Annotated in this window: 18 protein-coding genes, 5 tRNA genes and 1 riboswitch; of the genes, 10 read left to right on the forward strand and 13 right to left on the reverse strand. The window is 62.8% G+C overall.

Annotated features, from left to right (window positions below; translation table 11 throughout):
- Positions 1 to 8: 8 nt before the first annotated feature.
- The 11 genes from ribA to FQP90_RS17810 form a co-directional block, all read right to left on the reverse strand.
- Complete coding sequence (gene ribA, locus FQP90_RS17760; protein WP_144652398.1) at positions 9 to 713, reverse strand: GTP cyclohydrolase II; 705 nt, start codon at positions 711 to 713, stop codon at positions 9 to 11.
- On the reverse strand, positions 710 to 1,402 hold the full coding sequence (ribB, locus tag FQP90_RS17765) for a 3,4-dihydroxy-2-butanone-4-phosphate synthase (protein WP_144652399.1): 693 nt from the start codon (positions 1,400 to 1,402) through the stop codon (positions 710 to 712). Before ribB ends, ribA begins: the two co-directional genes overlap by 4 nt.
- Positions 1,399 to 2,028 carry a riboflavin synthase gene (locus tag FQP90_RS17770; protein WP_144652400.1) on the reverse strand — a complete coding sequence of 210 codons (630 nt, stop codon included), beginning with the start codon at positions 2,026 to 2,028 and terminating at the stop codon, positions 1,399 to 1,401. The genes ribB and FQP90_RS17770 overlap by 4 nt, the downstream gene beginning before the upstream one ends.
- Positions 2,028 to 3,104, reverse strand: a complete 1,077-nt coding sequence (ribD, locus tag FQP90_RS17775; protein WP_144652465.1) for a bifunctional diaminohydroxyphosphoribosylaminopyrimidine deaminase/5-amino-6-(5-phosphoribosylamino)uracil reductase RibD — start codon at positions 3,102 to 3,104, stop codon at positions 2,028 to 2,030. Before ribD ends, FQP90_RS17770 begins: the two co-directional genes overlap by 1 nt.
- A gap of 41 nt (positions 3,105 to 3,145) precedes the next feature.
- On the reverse strand, positions 3,146 to 3,838 hold the full coding sequence (gene pnuC / locus FQP90_RS17780) for a nicotinamide riboside transporter PnuC (protein ID WP_144652401.1): 693 nt from the start codon (positions 3,836 to 3,838) through the stop codon (positions 3,146 to 3,148).
- Positions 3,839 to 3,927: 89 nt separating this feature from the next.
- Positions 3,928 to 4,082, reverse strand: a riboswitch (FMN riboswitch).
- Positions 4,083 to 4,159: 77 nt separating this feature from the next.
- On the reverse strand, positions 4,160 to 4,837 hold the full coding sequence (gene rpe, locus FQP90_RS17785; protein WP_144652402.1) for a ribulose-phosphate 3-epimerase: 678 nt from the start codon (positions 4,835 to 4,837) through the stop codon (positions 4,160 to 4,162).
- 85 nt (positions 4,838 to 4,922) lie between these two features.
- Complete coding sequence (locus FQP90_RS17790; RefSeq protein ID WP_144652403.1) at positions 4,923 to 6,473, reverse strand: RsmB/NOP family class I SAM-dependent RNA methyltransferase; 1,551 nt, start codon at positions 6,471 to 6,473, stop codon at positions 4,923 to 4,925.
- On the reverse strand, positions 6,470 to 7,390 hold the full coding sequence (gene fmt, locus FQP90_RS17795; protein WP_144652404.1) for a methionyl-tRNA formyltransferase: 921 nt from the start codon (positions 7,388 to 7,390) through the stop codon (positions 6,470 to 6,472). The genes FQP90_RS17790 and fmt overlap by 4 nt, the downstream gene beginning before the upstream one ends.
- Entirely contained in the window at positions 7,387 to 7,959 is a 573-nt protein-coding gene (gene def / locus FQP90_RS17800; protein ID WP_144652405.1) for a peptide deformylase, read from the reverse strand. Before def ends, fmt begins: the two co-directional genes overlap by 4 nt.
- 49 nt (positions 7,960 to 8,008) lie before the next feature.
- Positions 8,009 to 8,911, reverse strand: coding sequence for a cytochrome (locus FQP90_RS17805; RefSeq protein WP_144652406.1), 903 nt, complete (start codon positions 8,909 to 8,911; stop codon positions 8,009 to 8,011).
- A gap of 815 nt (positions 8,912 to 9,726) precedes the next feature.
- A tRNA-Val gene (locus tag FQP90_RS17810) sits at positions 9,727 to 9,801 on the reverse strand.
- A gap of 249 nt (positions 9,802 to 10,050) precedes the next feature.
- Between FQP90_RS17810 and FQP90_RS17815 the strand changes: the two genes are divergently transcribed.
- From FQP90_RS17815 to FQP90_RS17845, 7 genes are all read left to right on the forward strand, one after another.
- Positions 10,051 to 10,123, forward strand: a tRNA-Gly gene (locus FQP90_RS17815).
- A 46-nt stretch (positions 10,124 to 10,169) separates the two neighbouring features.
- Positions 10,170 to 10,240: transfer RNA gene (locus tag FQP90_RS17820), tRNA-Cys, on the forward strand.
- A gap of 38 nt (positions 10,241 to 10,278) precedes the next feature.
- Positions 10,279 to 10,353: transfer RNA gene (locus FQP90_RS17825), tRNA-Val, on the forward strand.
- A 57-nt stretch (positions 10,354 to 10,410) separates the two neighbouring features.
- Positions 10,411 to 10,486 (forward strand) — tRNA-Gly (locus tag FQP90_RS17830).
- A gap of 179 nt (positions 10,487 to 10,665) precedes the next feature.
- Entirely contained in the window at positions 10,666 to 12,120 is a 1,455-nt protein-coding gene (locus tag FQP90_RS17835; RefSeq protein WP_144652407.1) for an amino acid permease, read from the forward strand.
- An 84-nt stretch (positions 12,121 to 12,204) separates the two neighbouring features.
- Entirely contained in the window at positions 12,205 to 12,438 is a 234-nt protein-coding gene (locus FQP90_RS17840) for an antitoxin (RefSeq protein WP_018778655.1), read from the forward strand.
- Between the two features lie 131 nt (positions 12,439 to 12,569).
- Positions 12,570 to 13,787, forward strand: coding sequence for a benzoate/H(+) symporter BenE family transporter (locus FQP90_RS17845; protein ID WP_144652408.1), 1,218 nt, complete (start codon positions 12,570 to 12,572; stop codon positions 13,785 to 13,787).
- Position 13,788: 1 nt separating this feature from the next.
- Here FQP90_RS17845 and zapE read toward each other — a convergent pair whose 3' ends face one another.
- Positions 13,789 to 14,829: a cell division protein ZapE gene (zapE, locus tag FQP90_RS17850; protein ID WP_144652409.1), complete on the reverse strand. Its 1,041-nt coding sequence runs from the start codon at positions 14,827 to 14,829 to the stop codon at positions 13,789 to 13,791.
- A 207-nt stretch (positions 14,830 to 15,036) separates the two neighbouring features.
- Here zapE and FQP90_RS17855 point away from each other — a divergent pair, with 207 nt between their 5' ends.
- The 3 genes from FQP90_RS17855 (at position 15,037) to ybaK (ending at position 17,020) form a co-directional block, all read left to right on the forward strand.
- Positions 15,037 to 15,963, forward strand: coding sequence for a sulfurtransferase (locus tag FQP90_RS17855; RefSeq protein WP_144652410.1), 927 nt, complete (start codon positions 15,037 to 15,039; stop codon positions 15,961 to 15,963).
- A 73-nt stretch (positions 15,964 to 16,036) separates the two neighbouring features.
- Positions 16,037 to 16,504 carry a SufE family protein gene (locus FQP90_RS17860; protein WP_208760036.1) on the forward strand — a complete coding sequence of 156 codons (468 nt, stop codon included), beginning with the start codon at positions 16,037 to 16,039 and terminating at the stop codon, positions 16,502 to 16,504.
- 18 nt (positions 16,505 to 16,522) lie between these two features.
- Positions 16,523 to 17,020 (forward strand): Cys-tRNA(Pro) deacylase, encoded by a 498-nt coding sequence (ybaK, locus tag FQP90_RS17865; RefSeq protein ID WP_144652412.1) that lies wholly within the window; start codon positions 16,523 to 16,525, stop codon positions 17,018 to 17,020.
- A 2-nt stretch (positions 17,021 to 17,022) separates the two neighbouring features.
- On the opposite strand, the gene FQP90_RS17870 is transcribed toward ybaK, so the two are convergent.
- A complete protein-coding gene (locus FQP90_RS17870) occupies positions 17,023 to 18,309 on the reverse strand; it encodes an alpha/beta hydrolase family protein (RefSeq protein WP_144652413.1) in 1,287 nt (428 codons plus the stop codon).
- Between the last annotated feature and the right edge of the window lie 7 nt (positions 18,310 to 18,316).

Consider the following 18,316-nt stretch of genomic DNA (forward strand, 5'->3'; position numbering starts at 1 on the left):
GAATCCGTTCAGTCTTGGTTGGTGTCAAAGGTGTGCGTTGAAGGTGTCTTACCGTTGCTGACGGGCTCGACGTCAAGTGTCAGCCGGTGGTCCATCCGGTCCTTCTTGGTCTGCAGGTAGCGCAGGTTCTGTTCGCGTGAGGGCACCTCGGTGGGCACCATTTCCACGACGGTCACGCCGGCCTTGTCCAGGCGGTGCTGCTTGTCCGGGTTGTTGCTCAGCAACCGGACCTCGTGGAGGCCCATCTCGGCGAGGATTTGTCCCGCCGCAGTGTAGGACCGGGCATCAACCGGCAAGCCAAGCTGCTCGTTGGCTTCGACGGTATCGAACCCGGCTTCCTGCAAGGCATAGGCCTTGATTTTGTTGGCCAGTCCGATGCCGCGTCCTTCCTGTCCACGCAGGTAAAGCAGCGTTCCACCCTCTTCGTGGATGAGTTCCAAGGCGAACGCGAGTTGTTCGCCGCAATCGCAACGATAGGAACCGAAAACATCGCCTGTCAGGCACTCCGAGTGAAGGCGGACCAGCGGCGCACGTCCACCTTTGGGAGGGTTCGGCGAGCTGACGGCAAGATGTTCAACGCCGGTGACGTGGTCCGTCCAGGCCTGCGCCACAAAGTCGCCAAAGGCAGTGGGCAGTTGGACGATCGGCCCACCGCTTACCGGGTGTGGCGAGGGGTCCGTGTGGTCGCCACTGCGTGTTGTCGATGCGGTCATCGCTTCTCCTCGTCTGCCCGTGAAATATGTCCCGCCTGGGACTCTACCGCTTCAACGTATGACACCAGGTCCTCGATGGAGATGAGGGGGCATCCGTGTTCTGCGGCAAACCCTCGCAGGCTGTCCAAGCGCATCATTTCACCGTCGTCATGTACCAACTCTGCGATCACACCCACCGGGGCAAGCCCGGCAAGACGACACAAGTCCACGGCAGCTTCCGTGTGTCCCGGACGTTCACGCACTCCACCCTTAACGGCCCGCAACGGAAAAATATGCCCGGGCCGCGTAATGGAGGCCGGAGTGCTGCTCGGATCAGCCAGGATGCGGGCCGTCAAAGCACGGTCCGTTGCCGAAATGCCGGTGCTGACCCCCATCGCGGCGTCGCAGGAAACAGTGTAGGCAGTTCCCTTGGCGTCCTCGTTGATCTCCACCATGGGCGGCAGGACGAGGGCGTCCGCCCGTTCCCCTTCCAACGGGACGCAGATGACGCCGGATGAATACCGGATGGTCCATCCCATGAGGGCGGGGGTGGCGTGCTGGGCGGCGAAGATGATGTCGCCCTCGTTCTCACGGTCCTCGTTGTCCACAACAACCACGGCCTGGCCCGCAGCCATCGCGGCGATGGCCGTTTCCACGGGATCGAGTCCGGTACGCCGCACGGGGGCAGACGTCTTGGCCGGGGCGCTCATCGCTTTGCCCCCTGCGTCGGCGCGAACGACAAAAGCCGCTCGGTGTATTTGGCCAGCACATCCACTTCCAGGTTGACGCGGCCTCCTACGGCCTTGGCTCCCAGCCCGGTTTCTTCCAGGGTGGTGGGAATCAGGCCCACTTCGAACCATGGCTCCGCTTCGGCAGCTGCACTGACGGCAGTCACCGTCAGCGAAACACCGTCGACGGCGATCGAACCTTTCTCGGCAATGTAACGTGCCAGCGGGGCCGGGACGCCAAACCGCAGGCGGTCCCAGTTGCCCAGCGCCTCGCGCTCCAGCAACTCACCCACGCCGTCCACGTGCCCTTGGACCACATGGCCGTCAAGGCGTCCACCGGCAGGAACACAGCGTTCCAGGTTCACCGTGTCTCCTGGCGCCAGTTCCCCAATGGTGGTGCGGATGAGGGTTTCGCCCATGACATCGACGCTGAAATCCTGGCCTTTGATCTGCGTAGCTGTCAGGCAAACTCCGTTAACTGCGATGGATCCGCCCAGAGCCAGGTCGCCTGTGGTGGTTGGGGCTTTCAAGCGCAGGGTCGCGCTGGCACTGCCGTCATGTTCAATGCCCAGCACAGTGCCTTGTTCTGCAACGATTCCGGTAAACATCAGTGTCCTCCTGTGACATATTCCGCAGCTTCCCTGCGCGGAATCGAATTTTTGGTGGTGCTGGCGGCGGTCCTTGTGGACCGCAAGTGCAGCCGAAGGTCGTTTCCGAGGGTCTGGACCGCGCCGCCGCCCGCCTCGTCCCAGGACCAGTGCTGGGCATCGGCCAAGGTGGTGATCCCCAGGTCATTGAGGGCGGGCGTTCCGGAGCCAAGGAGCGTGGGTGCCAGGTAAATGATCAGTTCATCCACCAGCTCGGCGGCCAGGAAGGTACTCAAGATGCTCGAGCCACCCTCCACCATCACGTGGCGGACTCCTTCATCGAAGAGCCTGCTGAGGGCTTCCACCGGGTCCCTTGTGGGAAGGTGCACGAAGCGCCCGTCAGCCGCACGCACGGCTGCGTCTTCGGGTACATCCCTCAGGCCCATGACTGCCCGAAGTGGCTGGCGTTCGGAGAGTTCACCGTCAGGTGTGCGGGCCGTAAGCCGGGGGTCGTCGATGAGGACCGTCCCCGTCCCCACCAGGATCGCGTCGATAAGTCGGCGCAACCCATGATTGTCCGCCAGCGATTCCGGGCTGGAAATCCACTGGCTGCTGCCGTCTGCAGCGGCTATCCGGCTGTCCAGCGTCTGTGCGATGTGCAAGGTGACGAAGGGGCGTTTGGAGGCAACGGCGTCGAACCACTCGCGGTTGAGGTCCAGCGACTCGGCAAGCGCCAGCCCGGACCGGACCTCAACGCCCGCCTCGCGGAGGGTACGGGCGCCGCCCGCGGCAGGATCGTGGGGATCGTCGACGGCGTAAATCACCTTTGCGATTCCGGCTTCAATGATGGCCTGCGCGCAGGGACCGGTGCGGCCCACGTGGTTGCACGGCTCAAGTGTGACCACCATGGTGGTCCCACTGGTGTCGATACCCTGCCGACGGGCCTCAAGGATCGCGTCGGCTTCGGCATGGGCGGTTCCCGCGCCGCGATGGTAGCCGGTGGCAAGTCGCTCGCCTTCCGGGCTGAGGATCACTGCACCAACCAATGGATTCGCACCGCGGGGACCAGCCAGCGCGGCCGCCAGCGCTGCGTCCATGGCGGTGCTTTCCGCGCTGGTGAAGACAACGTCTGAAATGCTCACTGGGCAGCTCCCACGGGAACGGCTGCTGGCTTGGGGCGGTCACGTTCACGCTTTTCCGCCCGCCACCACACGAAGAATCCAGTGAGGGTGAAGAAGCCGTAGAACAAGTACATGACGGCGCTGGCATAGTAGCCGGCACTGAAGAGGAGGGGGACACCCACGATGTCCACGGCAACCCAGATCAGCCAAAACTCGGTCCATCCACGAGCCATCCCGTAGGTAGCCAGGAGCGATCCCATGAAAGTCCAGGCGTCAGCCCAGACGGGTGGGTAGGAGCCAAGGGAGTCGAACACCGGTGTCAACGCCGCGGTGCCTGCCACCATCGCACCAATCAGGGCAATGCGGACCTTGTTACTGGCCCAGCCCGGGACAATCGCTCGTCCTTGGGTGCTGGATTGCCTTCCTTGCTGCCAGCGGTACCAGCCATAGACTGCGACCGCTATGAACATGACCTGCCGTGCGGCCTGGCCCCACAGCGTAGCCGGAGCGGCCGCGCCAAAAACATTGCCGAGGAAGACCGTCAGCAGCAGGATGTTGCCGAGGATACCGATCGGCCATGCCCAGACTTTTCGGCGCATGCCGCCGAGGGCGCTGAGGAGCCCAAAGATGTTTCCAAGCACTTCGCGTAAGACAAGAGCAGACCCTCCAACGGGGATCTGTGCTTCGAAGAGCCATCGCAGAAAGTCCATGCCGTTCCTTCCCAGTAAGCCGCGATGACTCCGGGGGTGTACGACAGCGCAATGCCGGGCGTCGCTCAAGGAACTCCCACGGCATGACTGTACGTGCTTCTCCCATCCAGACTTTAACTGTCGGTACCGGAATTCCACCGGTTCAACCGTCTGCCACCGAATCCCAATCACTTGGAACCCACTGGCGCGCGGGTCGCGGACTATAACCGCCGGTTCGGACTTACACCGACCCCGGAGCACGTATGTGTGTTGTTATTCTGCCACAACTACCCTGATGGCCGGGCTATTCCCGGCCATCTTCGTAACATGTGGTGACGGTCGTCAGGCTTTCGTCGAAGCAGCAGCCGCCTGACCCGCAGCGCGGAGCAGGTCAATCGCCACTGCGGGATCCTCGTGCCCGTAAACTGCCGAACCTGCAACGAAAACGTTCGCACCGGCCTCTGCCGCCCGAACAATGGTTTCTTCGGTGATTCCGCCATCCACTTGGATGGCCACTCCAATACCCGAACCTTCGATTGCTGCCCGGGCCCGCCGGATCTTGGGCAACGTGATGTCCAGGAACGACTGTCCACCGAAGCCGGGCTCCACCGTCATGATCAACAGCATGTCCAACTCACTGAGCATGTCCAAGAAGGGCTCCACCGGGGTGGCAGGGCGCAACGCCATGCCAGCCTTTGAGCCACGGGCCCGCAGTTCGCGAGCCAGTTTGACCGGAGCCATGGCAGCTTCAGCATGGAACGTCACCGACGCGACTCCTGCGTCCGCGTAGGCAGGAGCCCATCGATCGGCGTCGGAAATCATCAAGTGGGCGTCCAAAGGGATGGGGCTGACAGCCTGAATCCTCTGCACCACCGGTAAGCCGAGCGTCAGGTTGGGCACAAAATGGTTGTCCATGACGTCCACATGGACGGCGTCGGCGTTGCTGATCCGCTGTAGCTCCGCCTCAAGGTTGACGAAATCTGCGGACAGGATGCTCGGGTTGATACAGCACTGAGACAAGGCAGCCCCTTCGGGTGAGTGGTTGTCGAGGGAGTGCTGCGGCGGCCGGGCGTAGGGCCCCACCTGCTGCAGCCGGTGTTTGCGGTTACGCCTTTTTACGGATAATTGCCATGAACATGGCGTCCGTTTGATGGACGTGGGGCCAAAGCTGGGCCGTGAGTTCGTGACCGGCGCCCAGGTTGCCGGTGAGGCTGACATGGTCCAGTGCCTGTCCGGCGTCGAGCAGTTCCAGGTCGTCACGCTTGCCGAGCACGTCACCCACAACAGCGGTGGTTTCAGCCGGATGCGGCGAGCACGTCACATAAGCCACTACACCGCCCGGTTTAACGGCGTCAATGGCGGACTTCAACAGTTCGCGCTGCAAGGGACCGAGGTCGCCGATGTCCTTGGGTGAGCGGCGCCAGCGAGACTCCGGCCGCCTGCGCAAGGCACCGAGACCACTGCACGGGACGTCCACCAGGACACGATCAAAAGTCTCAGGCTGTTCAGCGCCGACTTCGCGCCCATCACCGGTCCGCACAGTCCAGGAATCGTGAGGAACAGCAGAGAGCGCCTGCTGAACCAGCTTGGCCCGGTGAGGTGCGGGCTCGTTGGCCAGGAGGGTGGCCCCATCGCGATGTGCCAGCGCGGCCAGGAGCGCAGCTTTGCCGCCGGGGCCAGCACACAGGTCCAGCCACTTTTCATGTTGGCCAGGAGACCCCGCCAACTCGACGCCGGCCAAAGCACGTGCCACCAACTGTGATCCGACATCCTGGACACGGGTACTGCCGCGGCGGACCGACTCAAAACGGCCGAGGTCGCCGCCGGCAGAGAGGGCTGAATCTTCCACCAATTCACCAGCGGTGGCACCATTGTCAAAGGCTTCATCCAAGTTGCCCAAGCCCGGCAACGCCACGAGGTTAACCACCGGCGCGGCGTTGTCGGCCTCCAGGAGATCGTTGATCTCGGTCTTGGGCCGACCATGGTTCACCAGCGATTGGCGCAAGGCCCGGACAATCCACTCCGGGTGGGCATGGCGCAGGGCAGCAATTCTAGTCTCGTCCGTTTCCTGGTCCAGCAGGATGTCCAACCACTCGTCCATGCTGTGGGCAGTGACTTTGCGGAGCACGGCGTTGATAAGGGCCGACGGTCCGGCCCCAATGACCGCCCGCGCCAGGCCGACCGTCTGGTCCAAGGCGGCGTGGGCGGGAACGCGCATCGATAGGAGCTGGTGGGCACCGATCCTCAAGGCATCCAGGATCGCTGGATCCAACTGCTCGAGGGGACGGTCCACACAGCGGGCCAGGATGGCATCGTAGGTGCCCTGACCGCGCAGGGCGCCGTAGCTCAGCTCAGTGGCGAATCCGGCATCGCGCCGATCGAGGCGGTGTTCGCGGATGCGTGCTGGAAGGACAAGGTTAGCGTAGGCGTCCTCGGAAGCGACGGCGCGGAGCACTTCAAAAGCAACCAACCGCGCTGGGTCAGCACGGCGTGTGCGCTGCGACGGGGCGTTATTGGAGAAGCCCCTTTGGGGCCCCCTGTTCCGCTCCCGCCCTTGGGCGTTGCGTCTGCTCTGCCCCCCGGCACCACGGTTTCCTTGCCCTCCGCCGTCCCGGCTCCCGCTGTTGTTGGGGCCTCGACGGCCGGACTCACTCATTCGAATACCACTCTCTCAGGCGATGCCAAGCCGCGGGCCCAATCGGCCGACGACATCATTTTCTTGCCGGCCGGCTGAATTCGGCCAAGCTCCACGGCGTGGGAACCAGTGCCCACGAGTACGGATTTACCATCCACCCGGATGGCTCCTGGTGCGAGATCCTTGACCTCGGGCCTCAGCTTCACAGGTTCAAGCTTTACCCGTTGGCCCTCCAACATGGTCCATGCCCCGGGCTCCGGGGTGACTCCACGTGCACGGCGGTTCAAGGCGAGCGCTGGCAGCTGCCAGTCCAAGCGCCCGTCGTCCAGAGTCAGTTTGGGAGCCAATGACACCTCCCCTGCTTGCGGCTGCGGAGCAGCTTGTCCGGCGTCGATGGCTGAAAGGGTCTGGCTCAGCAGTACAGCCCCGCTGATGGACAGCCGCTCAAGCAGGTCACCGGCGGTGTCTTCCGGGCGGACAGTTTCGGTGAGCGTTCCAAACACGGGGCCGGTATCAAGGCCTTCCTCGAGCTGGAACGTGGCGGCGCCGGTGATGTCATCCCCGGCGATGATGGAGCGCTGAACAGGGGCCGCGCCCCTCCAGGCGGGCAAAAGTGAGAAATGCAGGTTGACCCAACCATGAGTGGGGACACCAAGGGCGGCGCGCGGAACAATGCCGCCGTAAGCAACGATGGCCGCTACATCCGGCGAGTACTCCGCGATGCGCGCCGTGGTGGCGGCGTCAACCTTGGCCGCTCGAATGACCTCGATGCCCAACTCTTCGGCGCGGGCCGCTACAGGAGAGGGAGTCATGACACGCTTGCGGCCCAATGGCGCGTCCGGTCGGGTGAGGACGGCGACGACGTCAAAGCCGGCCTTAACCAACGCTTCCAGAGAGGGTACGGCGACGGCGGGGGTTCCTGCGAAGAGTACCCTCACTCGGGAACCCCGAAACTGCCGCCACCGAAGCTGGAGCCCACAGTGTTGGCTCGCTTGGACGTGGTCTGTTCGGTGATGGCGTGGTAATTGGCGTTGCGGATGGCGCGAAGGGCGGCTTTACGGTCCTCGCCTTCCAACCTGTCCGTGTACAGCACACCGTCAAGGTGGTCCGTTTCATGCTGGAAGCAGCGGGCCAGCATGCCTTCGGCCTCCACCGAGACCGGGTTGCCGTTAAGGTCCACGCCGGTTGCGCGTGTAGACCTGTACCGGCGCACGGGAAAACCAAGACCTGGAATAGAGAGGCACCCCTCGACTTCGTCAGGCTGGAAGTCCTCGCTGTTTTCCAGGACGGGGTTGATGATGTGGCCTTCCACTCCCCCGATGCGGTACGTAAATACTCTTTGGCTGACGCCCACCTGCGGCGCGGCCAGGCCAGCGCCCTCCACGTCCTCCATGGTTTCAGTCATGTCGGCTACCAGCTTGGCGAGCTCCGGACCGAAGTCAGTGACGGGGTCGGCCACGGTGCGAAGCACCGGATCCCCGATGATTCGGATACTCAAAATTGCCATGTGCTGTCAGTCCTCACGATCGTCAAACCTGGTCCGTGCGTTGCGGAGCCTAAGCCAGTTTAGTTGAGGTCATCGCACTGCCGGTGTTTGTGGGAGCAGCACCGGCCGTCGCGAACACGGGCGGGGCGATCGGCAGCAGCGCTTGCCCTGCCGCAGTGACGTCCGCCGACATTTCCCATACCCGCCGCAAGGCACAGAACTTCCACCAATGGTGTTTAAGGATCTCCGGGTTGGCCCGCTGCGGACGGACTTCCGTCTCACCGATGGCAACCGCAAGCAGCATGGGGTTGTCCCCGTACTTCCACGGTTCCCATTCGCCGGCCACGGGATCCACCAGACTCTCCTCGGCTTTCATGCCTGCCACCAGCTGCATGACCACTTTGTCGTCCAGTGCCTTGACTGTGCCGTCCCGCGTGGTGCCTTTTGTCTTGTAGTCGATGAGGCAGATGCGCCCGTTGATTCGGGCCACGAGGTCAAGTGTTCCGGCATAACCAACGGTCTTGTTCCAGACGGTGATTTCCGGGGCCAGTGGCTCCACCTGGTAAAGCTCCCACCACTCGTCAAAGCGGGCGGCAAAGGCCTGCTCGCCGTTGGCTGCGAGCTCGTCCCGGCATTCCTGCATGCGGTGCGGGCGTCCGAGCGCGCGCAAGGCCACCTGCTCGCAGTAGGTGTGGACGCGGTCACCGCGGGCCGCAGCTTGGTCCCGGTAAACTTCAGCGGCCTTGGATGCTTTGTTGATGGCTTGGCGGGTCTTGGCTGGACTTCCAAGGATCGCTGGAAGCTCGGGATCAGCGGCCAGGCTGCTCGCGCCCATGTAACTGAACCAACCGTCCAAGGCGTGGGCCTGTTGTCCGATCACTGTAGTGATGGATGGCACGGAGAAGTGCTCTGTGGTGGAGCGGGCGTACATCCGGCCGTAATCGGTAGCGTGGGCAAGCAGTGGAGCAGTCATACAAAGACTTTGTCACAGAGGGCCGACAGAATTCTCCCGCGCGAAGATCATCGTCAGCTGCTCCGGGGATAGCCGGGCCAGCTTTCGCGCCAGGATAGGGGCAGTCGAGGAAAGATCCCCAAAGGACGGGACTGGAGCCTCGGCGGATGGGGGGCGCTCAGGTTCTGCTTGCTCACGCATATAGGGAATGTGCTTCGTGCGTCTCCTTCGTGACGCAGAAAGACCAAACGAAGCACGGAAGTGTTGGCTCGAATTTCACTCCTTTGGGACAGGGCGCCCGGGCCCGGTGCGATCGGAACGCTCGGCGAAGCGTGGCTACGGATTCTATTTGGCAATCTGGGCGCCGCTGTTTTTGTCGGCTGCGCCCGTCGGACGCTTGCTGCCTCCAATCGGCGACTCGCAATATTCTTTGCCATCATCACGATCGTCAACCCGGTCTTGCTGGTTGCAGGCGGTTCAGCCTGAACCCCGGCCGGGGCGGTTGCCTGCAGCCCGATGCGCAGGTGTCCGTGCATGCTCGTTTTCGATGTCGATCACGCAGTCCAGCCCTGAAGCTCAGTGTCTCAGTGTCTCAGTGTCTCAGTGGAGAGGATTGCTTCACTTCGCCCGGAAGTAAGTCCGCCCGGTCCACAACGGGAGCGCGGAGGGGGCCATACATCAAGCCTCCCTTTGGGGGCCTCCTGCTCTTGACGAGCGAGGAAGCAGCAACCCAGGTGGAGCGCATCCGGCCAGGTGGAGCGCAGCCGGCTTGAGATGTCAGCGCCGGCGAGAGTGCCGGAGAAACAAGAAACCCCCGGAGGTCCGGGGGTTTCTATTGGTGGGCGATACTGGGTTCGAACCAGTGACCTCTTCGGTGTGAACGAAGCGCGCTACCACTGCGCCAATCGCCCGGGTGCATAGAAAACACTAACGGACGGTGGCCGGAATGCAAAACCCATCCGAACCCCACAACCTCGACTGAACTACAACCATGGAATTACAGCCATGAAACTCCTCGGATTCCGCGCAAAATCAACGATCCAACGGCCTTCGAACCCCAAAGCAAGCTGCCGATTTGGAGTTTGCCGGAACCTCCTATAGAGTTTTTACTCGTCGGAAAGCGACGGAATGCCTGCAGGGCTGCCCGCCGATACGACACTGCGGACGTAGCTCAGCTGGTAGAGCACCACCTTGCCAAGGTGGATGTCGCGAGTTCGAATCTCGTCGTCCGCTCGCAAGGCACTGTCAAGGCATGAATTCCTCGGAATCCTGCTTACACGGTGGGTTGGCCGAGAGGCGAGGCAGCGGCCTGCAAAGCCGTATACACGGGTTCGAATCCCGTACCCACCTCGGTGAAAACCATGTCTTCCAGCTTCTGCTGGATGCATGGGCGATTGGCGCAGCGGTAGCGCGCTTCCCTGACACGGAAGAGGTCACTGGTTCGATCCCAGTATCGCCCACCAGAACAAGGCAACTTGTTTGTAGTTGTTGGCCAGGCATCAGCCAGGCCGGCAAAGTATGCGGACGTAGCTCAGCTGGTAGAGCACCACCTTGCCAAGGTGGATGTCGCGAGTTCGAATCTCGTCGTCCGCTCCAGAATAAGAAAAGCAGCTCTTCGGAGCTGCTTTTTTTATGCCCGCAAACGCAGGCTATCCAATTCATCAATTGAAGTAACCGATACCCCTCGGAAGAATTCGCTTTATCTAATGTGATTCGGCTCGCATAATGTACTGCGAGCTCATCACCGTTCCACGCCAACTGGCAGGAGTACCCCCATGAATCAACAGACGGCTTCCAAGTCCGTCCTGAGGCGCAAGCCGATCGACGACATCGAGGAAGAAAACAAGCACAGCGGACTCTTCAAGAGTCTTGGCCTGTGGCAGCTGACGGCCATCGGCGTCGGCGGAATTATCGGCGTCGGCATCTTTTCGCTTGCCGGCCTTGTGGCCCACGGCAGCGAGGGCAATCCGGGCGTGGGCCCCGCGGTCCTCTTTTCCTTCCTGATCGCCGGCCTGGCTTCGGGTGCGGCGGCACTGTCCTATGCCGAATTCGCCGGCATGATCCCCCGCGCAGGTTCGGCCTACACCTACGGCTACGTGGCGTTGGGCGAGATCATCGGCTGGTTCATTGGTTGGGACCTGCTGCTTGAATACATCGCGATCGTCGCCGTGGTGGCCATCGGCATCTCCGGCTACTTCGATGCCTTCCTGTCCGGCATCGGAATCCACATGCCCACCTGGATGACATCCACGGCCGATGAGGGCAAGGGCGGCATCATCAACCTCCCAGCAATCCTCGTTTGCCTCCTGGTCACGTGGATCCTGAGCCGTGGAACCAAAGCATTTGGCCGCTTCGAACTCGTGGCCGTGGCCATCAAGGTCATCTTGATCCTGTTCATCATCGGCTTGGGCATCTTCTACGTGAACACCGAGAACTACAACCCGTTCATGCCCAGTGGCTTCGGGCCTGTTGTTGCCGGTGCTGCGACGGTCTTCTTCGCCGTGTTCGGCTATGACGCCATGAGCACCGCGGCGGAAGAGGCCAAGGACGGCAAGAAGCACATGCCCAAGGCCATCATTCTGTCCCTGATCGTTGCCATGCTGCTCTACGTTGCCGCCACACTGGTCCTCACGGGCATGCAGAACTACAAGGACATCGATCCCACCGCTGGCTTCGCATCTGCGTTCACCGGCGTCGGATTGCCGGTCATCGCCACCATCATTTCGGTATTTGCTGTGCTGTCCATCCTGACCGTGATGCTGACGTTCCTGCTCGGTGTCACCCGCGTATGGTTCTCCATGAGCCGCGATGGCCTCCTGCCCGGCTGGTTCGCCAAGACGGACCGCCACGGAACCCCGCAACGTGTCACGTGGATCGCAGGCGTCGCTTCTGCGTTCCTCGCCGGCGTCTTCCCCATCAAGGAAGTTGCCGACCTCACCAACATCGGCATCCTGGCCGCGTTCGTGGTGGTCTGTGTCTCAGTAATCGTGTTCCGCTACACCAAGCCCAACGCACCGCGCACCTTCCGGCTGCCCTTCATGCCTGTCGTTCCCGCGTTCGGCGTGCTCGCCTCTGCGTTCCTCATGTTCCAGTTGCACTGGGAAACGTGGCTTCGATTCGGTGTGTGGCTGGTCATCGGCTTGATCATCTACTTCGCCTATGGCCGCAGGCACTCCCTCATGAACCCGGACAGCCCGCGCCACAAGGTGGACAGTCAGCCGTTGGCGTAGTCCGCGACAGAACCCTTGGCACCCCAGTGAACTGGTGTTAGGGTCGGACGCGGAGGAGCGAACTGGCTCCGCGATGGAAGGGAGGTGCCCGTGGGTTTAATTGACGACCTGAAGGGCAAGGCTCAGGGTCTCATTCAAGGCAACGAAGAAGCCATCAAGAATGGCATCGAAAAGGCCGGGGATTTTGTGGACGAGAAGACGGGCGGCAAGTATGCCGGTCACGTCGACAAGGTCCAGAATGCCGCTTCCGACTTCGTGGCCAAGAACGACGGTCAGCCTGAGCAGGCTCCCGTCACGGATGAGCCAAAGCAGCCGTAGCTGCCTGAGCCGCCGTACCAGATACGTCAAGGGGGCACCGGTCCCGCCGCGAGGCGCCACCGGTGCCCTTGGCGTTTAACTGGACTTCGCCCGTCACAGGTTCCACCCATGGGTCGGGTATTTTGGACCCTATGCCTTCCGTCTCCCCGCCAGCCACCAACAGCCGCGCCACGAGGGAAATGTTGGGACCGCCGATTACTGCAGGCGTCGTCACCGCCTTGGTGGGATTCACTTCGTCCTTTGCCGTAGTACTGGCCGGATTGCAGGCTGTGGGCGCCAATCAGGCACAGGCATCAAGCGGTCTGCTGGCATTGACCCTGACCTTCGGTGTGGGCATCCTCTGGCTGTCATGGCGATCCAGGATGCCAGTGACTCTCGCGTGGTCAACGCCCGGCGCGGCACTGCTCGCCTCAGCAGGAATGGTCGACGGCGGCTGGCCGGCTGCCGTCGGTGCGTTCCTGATCGTCGGGGCGCTGATCCTCCTCACGGGCCTGCTCCCGTTCCTCGGCCGCGTCATGTCGAAGATCCCCACCGCCTTGGCACAGGCCATGCTCGCCGGGGTCTTGCTCCCCCTCTGCCTGGCACCGTTCAAATCGCTGGGATCGGCTCCCTTGTTCATTGCCCCTGTAGTTCTGTGCTGGATAGTCCTCATGAAATTTGCGCCACGCTGGTCCGTGCCGGCGTCCCTGATGGTGGCCTTGGGGGTCATCGGCATCCATATCGCCTCCAACGGCGTTCATGTCCCGGCCAACAGTCTCCTCCCCCGGCTGGAGTGGACCACCCCGGCCTTTACGTTGGAGGCCGCGGTAGGCCTGGCCCTGCCCTTGTTCATCGTCACCATGGCGTCGCAGAACATTCCCGGCGTCGCAGTCCTCAAATCTTTCGGCTACACCACGCCGTGGCGTCCCTCCATGCTGGTGACCGGAGTGGGGACCATCGCAGGGGCTCCTTTCGGGGGGCACGCCATCAACCTGGCCGCGCTGAGTGCGGCCCTGGCCGCAGGCGAGGAGGCGGGCAAGGACCACAGCCGACGCTGGATCGCTGCTTTCGTGTCCGGTTTTGCCTACCTGATGCTGGCTGCAGTCTCTGCCGCCCTGGTTACCTTGGTGGCTGCGGCTCCGCCGGGACTCCTTGAGGCCGTCGCGGGCCTCGCACTCCTCGGGACCTTGGCATCGTCCATTTCATCTGCCCTGGCTGTGGCCGAGGAACGCATCCCGGCCTGTATTACTTTCCTGCTGGCAGCGTCCGGCCTGAGCTTCGCCGGTGTCGGCGCTGCTTTCTGGGCTTTGGCCGGCGGCATCCTGGTGCGCTGGATGCTGAAGAGCCGCGAGCCCCTTCAGAAGGCCTGAATCAGGCGGGCTCGTGGTTTTGTGCCTCGCGTGCCAAGGCAGTCAACCGTGACACTGCCCGGAAGTATTTCTTCGTGTAGCCACCGGTCATCATCTCTTCGGTGAAGAGCTTGTCGAAGGCTACGCCGCTGGCCAGGATGGGGACATCCTTGTCGTAAAGGCGATCTGCGAGGACAACAAAGCGCAACGCGACGGCCTGTTCGGTGATGGTTTCCACGTCGCTCCACACCACTGCCTCCACGCCGGAGATCAGCTGACGGTAGCGGCTGGGGTGGACTGCGGCCAAGTGGTTGACGAGGGTCCGGAAGTCATCCACGGCCACAGTCTTGCCATCGAATTCGGCCCGCATGCGGTGCTTGAGTTCTTCGGTCTTGAGCGGTGCAGGGGCGGCCGGCAGGCCACGGTGGCGGAAATCCTCGCCGTCGATCCTCACGACGTCAAACTGATCTGCGAGGACCTGGATCTCACGCTGGAAGTCGACGGCGGCAAAGCGGCCTTCGCCGAGCGAGCCGGGCAGAGTGTTGGACGTGGCGGCAAGCTTGACGCCGGCGTCGGCCAACTCGCGCATCAGGCGCGACATCAGCACCGTATCGCCTGGATCGTCGAGTTCGAACTCATCGATGCAAACCAGCTTGTAGCTGCTGAGCGCTTCCACGGTCTTGCGGAAGGAGAGCGCACCCACAAGGTTGGTGTATTCCACGAAGGTGCCGAATGCCTTGGGCCCAGGGGACCTGTGCCACAGGGACGCCAGGAGGTGGGTCTTACCAACACCGAAGCCACCATCGAGGTAAATCCCAGCCCTGGCGGCGGGCGCTTTCTTGGCGAACAGCTTCTTGAAGAGCCCACCGCCGTCGTCGTTGCCCACGCCATCGGCGAAGGCGGACAGCAGCTTCACTGCATTGGCCTGGCTCGGCTGCGAAGGGTCTGGCCGGTAGCTGTCGAACGATACCTCTCCGAATCGCGGAGACGGGTAGAAACCCTTGAGGAGTTCCTCCACGGAGACTGCCGGTGTGCGGGCAGCCAGTTGTTCGATCTGTACCACGGTGGTCCGTTCCTTCGGTATTAGGTCCCCAGCAAGAATACCGGCATCGGACGCCCTGGAACGGACACGTGACCAAGCCCATGTTTCACCGTATGACCCCAGGGAAGCATTCACGGGAGCCCGTGGTTAGTGTTGAAGCACGCCGGGCCGGCGTCTGCACCATTCCCGCGGCCTGGCTCCGTCCGTTGTCAGTGAAAGGCCATCACCATGTCCTACCCCGTTGAACAGAACGAAAAGTTCGCGTCGTACGCGAACCCTGAACGCCTTGTGTCCACCGAGTGGCTCGCGGCAGCACTTGCTGACGGCGCCATTGCCGATGGCAAGCTGGTTGTCGTCGAGTCCGATGAAGACGTTCTCCTGTACGAAACCGGCCACATCCCGGGCGCCGTCAAGATCGACTGGCACACCGACCTTAACGACGAGGTCACCCGAGACTATGTGGATGGCGCAGCATTCGCCACCCTCGCTGCGTCCAAGGGCATCTCCCGGGACAGCACCGTGGTGATTTATGGTGACAAGTCCAACTGGTGGGCAGCCTACGCCCTCTGGGTCTTCACGCTGTTCGGCCACGACGACGTCCGCCTCCTGGATGGCGGCCGCGACAAGTGGATCGCCGAAGGCCGCGAGTTGACCACCGATGTGCCGACGCCCGCTCCCGGCGAGTACCCCGAGGTAGAGCGCAATGACGCTCCCATCCGCGCGTTCAAGGACGACGTCCTGGCGCACCTGGGCAATCCCCTGATCGATGTCCGCTCCCCCGAGGAATACACAGGCCAGCGCACGCACATGCCGGCCTACCCGGAAGAGGGCGCACTGCGTGGCGGGCACATTCCCACCGCTGCCTCCATTCCGTGGGCCCGTGCAGCAGCGGAAGACGGCACCTACCGTAACCGCGAAGAACTCGAAGCCCTCTACCTGGGTGAGGCCGGCCTGAAGGCCGGCGACGACGTCGTGGCCTACTGCCGCATCGGCGAGCGTTCCAGCCACACGTGGTTCGCCCTGAAGTACTTGCTGGGCTTCGACACCGTCCGCAACTACGACGGCTCGTGGACCGAATGGGGCAACGCCGTGCGTGTTCCCATCGTCAAGGGTGCCGAGCGTGGTTCCGTTCCTGCGGCCTTCGCAAGCAACTAGTCCCGTTCTTCAAGGCCCGTAGTGTTCCGGCACACAAGATGCAATCGCCGCCGTTGTGCGTAAGCTGGAAGAGATGAGTACCAACACTTTGCCCGCCGCGCTGGCGGAAATCGTCGATGACTTCCAGGCACTGACGGAGCCTGACCGTTTGCAACTGCTGCTCGAATTCTCAAGGGGCCTGCCGGAGCTTCCAGAGCGCCTCAAAGACCACCCCGAGTTGTTGGAGCAGGTCGTCGAGTGCCAGTCCCCGCTGTTCCTCACCATTGAGTCGGAGAAGAACACAGAGGTGCCCAATGGCCCCCGCGCCTACCGCCTCTACTTCAAGGCACCGCAGGAGGCGCCCACCACCCGTGGATTCGCCGGTGTCCTGCATGAGGGACTCGATGGGCTGACGGCCCAGGAAATCCTTGCGGTTCCGGATGACATGCCGGAATTGCTGGGGCTGACCCGGGCCATCACTCCCCTGCGCATGCGGGGCATGACGGCAATGCTCGGCCGTATCAAGCGGAAAGTCTCAGCCGCCAGTCGGCTGGAGCACTGAAGGGTTCCGCCGCGCGGCATGGCCAAGAAAATGGCTTCGCAGGGAACGCCGGCTACAGCAGCACTCGCTGCGGCCGGCGTTCCTTTTGTGCTGCACCCCTACGCCCACGATCCCGCGGTGGCCAGCTACGGGCTGGAAGCTGCAGAGGTCCTGGGTATCGAGCCTGCACGGGTTTTCAAGACCTTGATGGTGGAGGTAGAGGGCCGATTGGCTGTGGCCATCGTCCCGGTGTCCGGGAACCTGGATCTGAAGTCCGCAGCAGCTGCCTTGGGATCCAAAAAGGCGGCCATGGCGGATCCCAAAGCGGCAGAACGCCGCACGGGATATGTGCTCGGTGGGATTTCTCCGTTGGGGCAACGCCAGTCCTCCCCCACCGTCCTGGACGAATCGGCCCTGGCCTTTGACACCATTCTGGTTTCCGGGGGAAGGCGGGGGTTGGACATCGAACTCGCTCCGGTTGACCTCATCCGGCTCACACAAGCCGTTACCGCCGCGATAGGTTCCGGTAAAGGCTGACTTCAAGCGCCCTTATCTGCCCCGGGGGCCGGCGCCGTTGCACTCGACTGGCCGGGGTTGTTCCGCGGGGCGAGTTGTCGCTGGAGCCACGAACGCACCACTCGCTCCCACCGCTCGGGATCAACGTTCCACTCCTTGGTGTGCCGCGCGCCGTCGAAGGGTTCGAATGTAACCATCTCCGGGTTCTTTTCGGCCAGACTTGCCGACGGTTCGAACGGAACATAGTCGTCGTCCACGCTGTGGATGAGCAACGTCGGCGTGCGCAACTCAACAGCCCGCGCTTCCCAGTCCATTGCCTTCAGATCCACGGGAGCGGCAAGGCCTGTGAGCCGGCGTCCCAACGGATGGCTGAGCATCATCTGCCCATAACGCCCCACGTTGTAGGGAATCCTGTTCATTTCCGCGTGATGGGCCATGACGTTGACCCAATTGATGACCGGGGCGTCCAGGACCAGGGCCCGGATGACGAGGCGGTGCTTGGAGAGGTCGGCGGTCTGCAGGCTGATCGCCCCGCCCATCGACCACCCGAAGAGCACCACCTCCTGCGCCCCGTGGTCCATTGCGTACTCGATGGCAGCCTCGACGTCACGCCATTCCGTCGACCCCAGGCCGTACCGTCCATCCAGGGCGGACGGCGCCAGCCCATCGTTACGATACGAAATCAGGAGGCTGTCCAGTCCGAGGTCGCGTGCGGTGCGTACGGCCCGGAGGCCTTCGAGACGCGTAGCCCCGCGGCCATGCACCATGATCGCCCACACCGGTGCCGACGCTGACGCATCGGCGCGGATCAACCAGGCAGGTGCCTTCCCGCCGTCGACGTCTATTTCAACGTCTTCCGCCGCGAGGCCGATTGCGGCCGGATCCGGATAGGTTGCGCCGCTCCACCAGGCGCGGCGGGCCTCGGAAAGATTGCCGCTGTAGACCTCCTCCACCTCGCGCAGGACAGTTTGTTCGGCCGGTGAATAGGACACAATCCGACCAATGCGCGCGTGCCCCTGGCCGGCGGAGAAGAAGAGGCTGAAAACGCCATCAATGATGGTGTCCGGGGTGGCGGCCAGGATGACTTGCAGTCCTTTGTCCCCGCGGATCACCGCGAGGATTTCCTGGTCCTCGTGCCGCGCGGCAGGGGTAATGACACGACGGGCAAAGTACACGGCGAGCGCGGAGGACCCGGCCCCCACAAGCCCTGCAAGGGTTCCGCCGGCAAGGAAGCCTGCGATCGCCCATTTGGTGCGGGGGGACAGTTTGGTGTCTGCAGCGTCTCTCGCTGACCGGGAATTCGATGCCATGCTTCCA

Source organism: Paenarthrobacter nitroguajacolicus (assembly GCF_007786235.1).
In the GTDB taxonomy this organism is placed as follows: Bacteria; Actinomycetota; Actinomycetes; order Actinomycetales; family Micrococcaceae; genus Arthrobacter; species Arthrobacter nitroguajacolicus_A.

Bases quoted from the DNA above. Each gene is read 5' to 3' on its own strand.
- ybaK (WP_144652412.1), top strand. From the start codon at position 16,523: ATGGCCAAGAAAATGGCTTCGCAGGGAACGCCGGCTACAGCAGCACTC.
- ribA (WP_144652398.1), bottom strand. From the start codon at position 713: ATGACCGCATCGACAACACGCAGTGGCGACCACACGGACCCCTCGCCA.
- ribD (WP_144652465.1), bottom strand. From the start codon at position 3,104: ATGGACGCAGCGCTGGCGGCCGCGCTGGCTGGTCCCCGCGGTGCGAAT.
- FQP90_RS17805 (WP_144652406.1), bottom strand. From the start codon at position 8,911: ATGACTGCTCCACTGCTTGCCCACGCTACCGATTACGGCCGGATGTAC.
- def (WP_144652405.1), bottom strand. From the start codon at position 7,959: ATGGCAATTTTGAGTATCCGAATCATCGGGGATCCGGTGCTTCGCACC.
- FQP90_RS17845 (WP_144652408.1), top strand. From the start codon at position 12,570: ATGCCTTCCGTCTCCCCGCCAGCCACCAACAGCCGCGCCACGAGGGAA.
- FQP90_RS17855 (WP_144652410.1), top strand. From the start codon at position 15,037: ATGTCCTACCCCGTTGAACAGAACGAAAAGTTCGCGTCGTACGCGAAC.
- ribB (WP_144652399.1), bottom strand. From the start codon at position 1,402: ATGAGCGCCCCGGCCAAGACGTCTGCCCCCGTGCGGCGTACCGGACTC.
- FQP90_RS17790 (WP_144652403.1), bottom strand. From the start codon at position 6,473: ATGAGTGAGTCCGGCCGTCGAGGCCCCAACAACAGCGGGAGCCGGGAC.
- FQP90_RS17860 (WP_208760036.1), top strand. From the start codon at position 16,037: ATGAGTACCAACACTTTGCCCGCCGCGCTGGCGGAAATCGTCGATGAC.
- FQP90_RS17770 (WP_144652400.1), bottom strand. From the start codon at position 2,028: ATGTTTACCGGAATCGTTGCAGAACAAGGCACTGTGCTGGGCATTGAA.
- FQP90_RS17870 (WP_144652413.1), bottom strand. From the start codon at position 18,309: ATGGCATCGAATTCCCGGTCAGCGAGAGACGCTGCAGACACCAAACTG.
- pnuC (WP_144652401.1), bottom strand. From the start codon at position 3,838: ATGGACTTTCTGCGATGGCTCTTCGAAGCACAGATCCCCGTTGGAGGG.
- FQP90_RS17835 (WP_144652407.1), top strand. From the start codon at position 10,666: ATGAATCAACAGACGGCTTCCAAGTCCGTCCTGAGGCGCAAGCCGATC.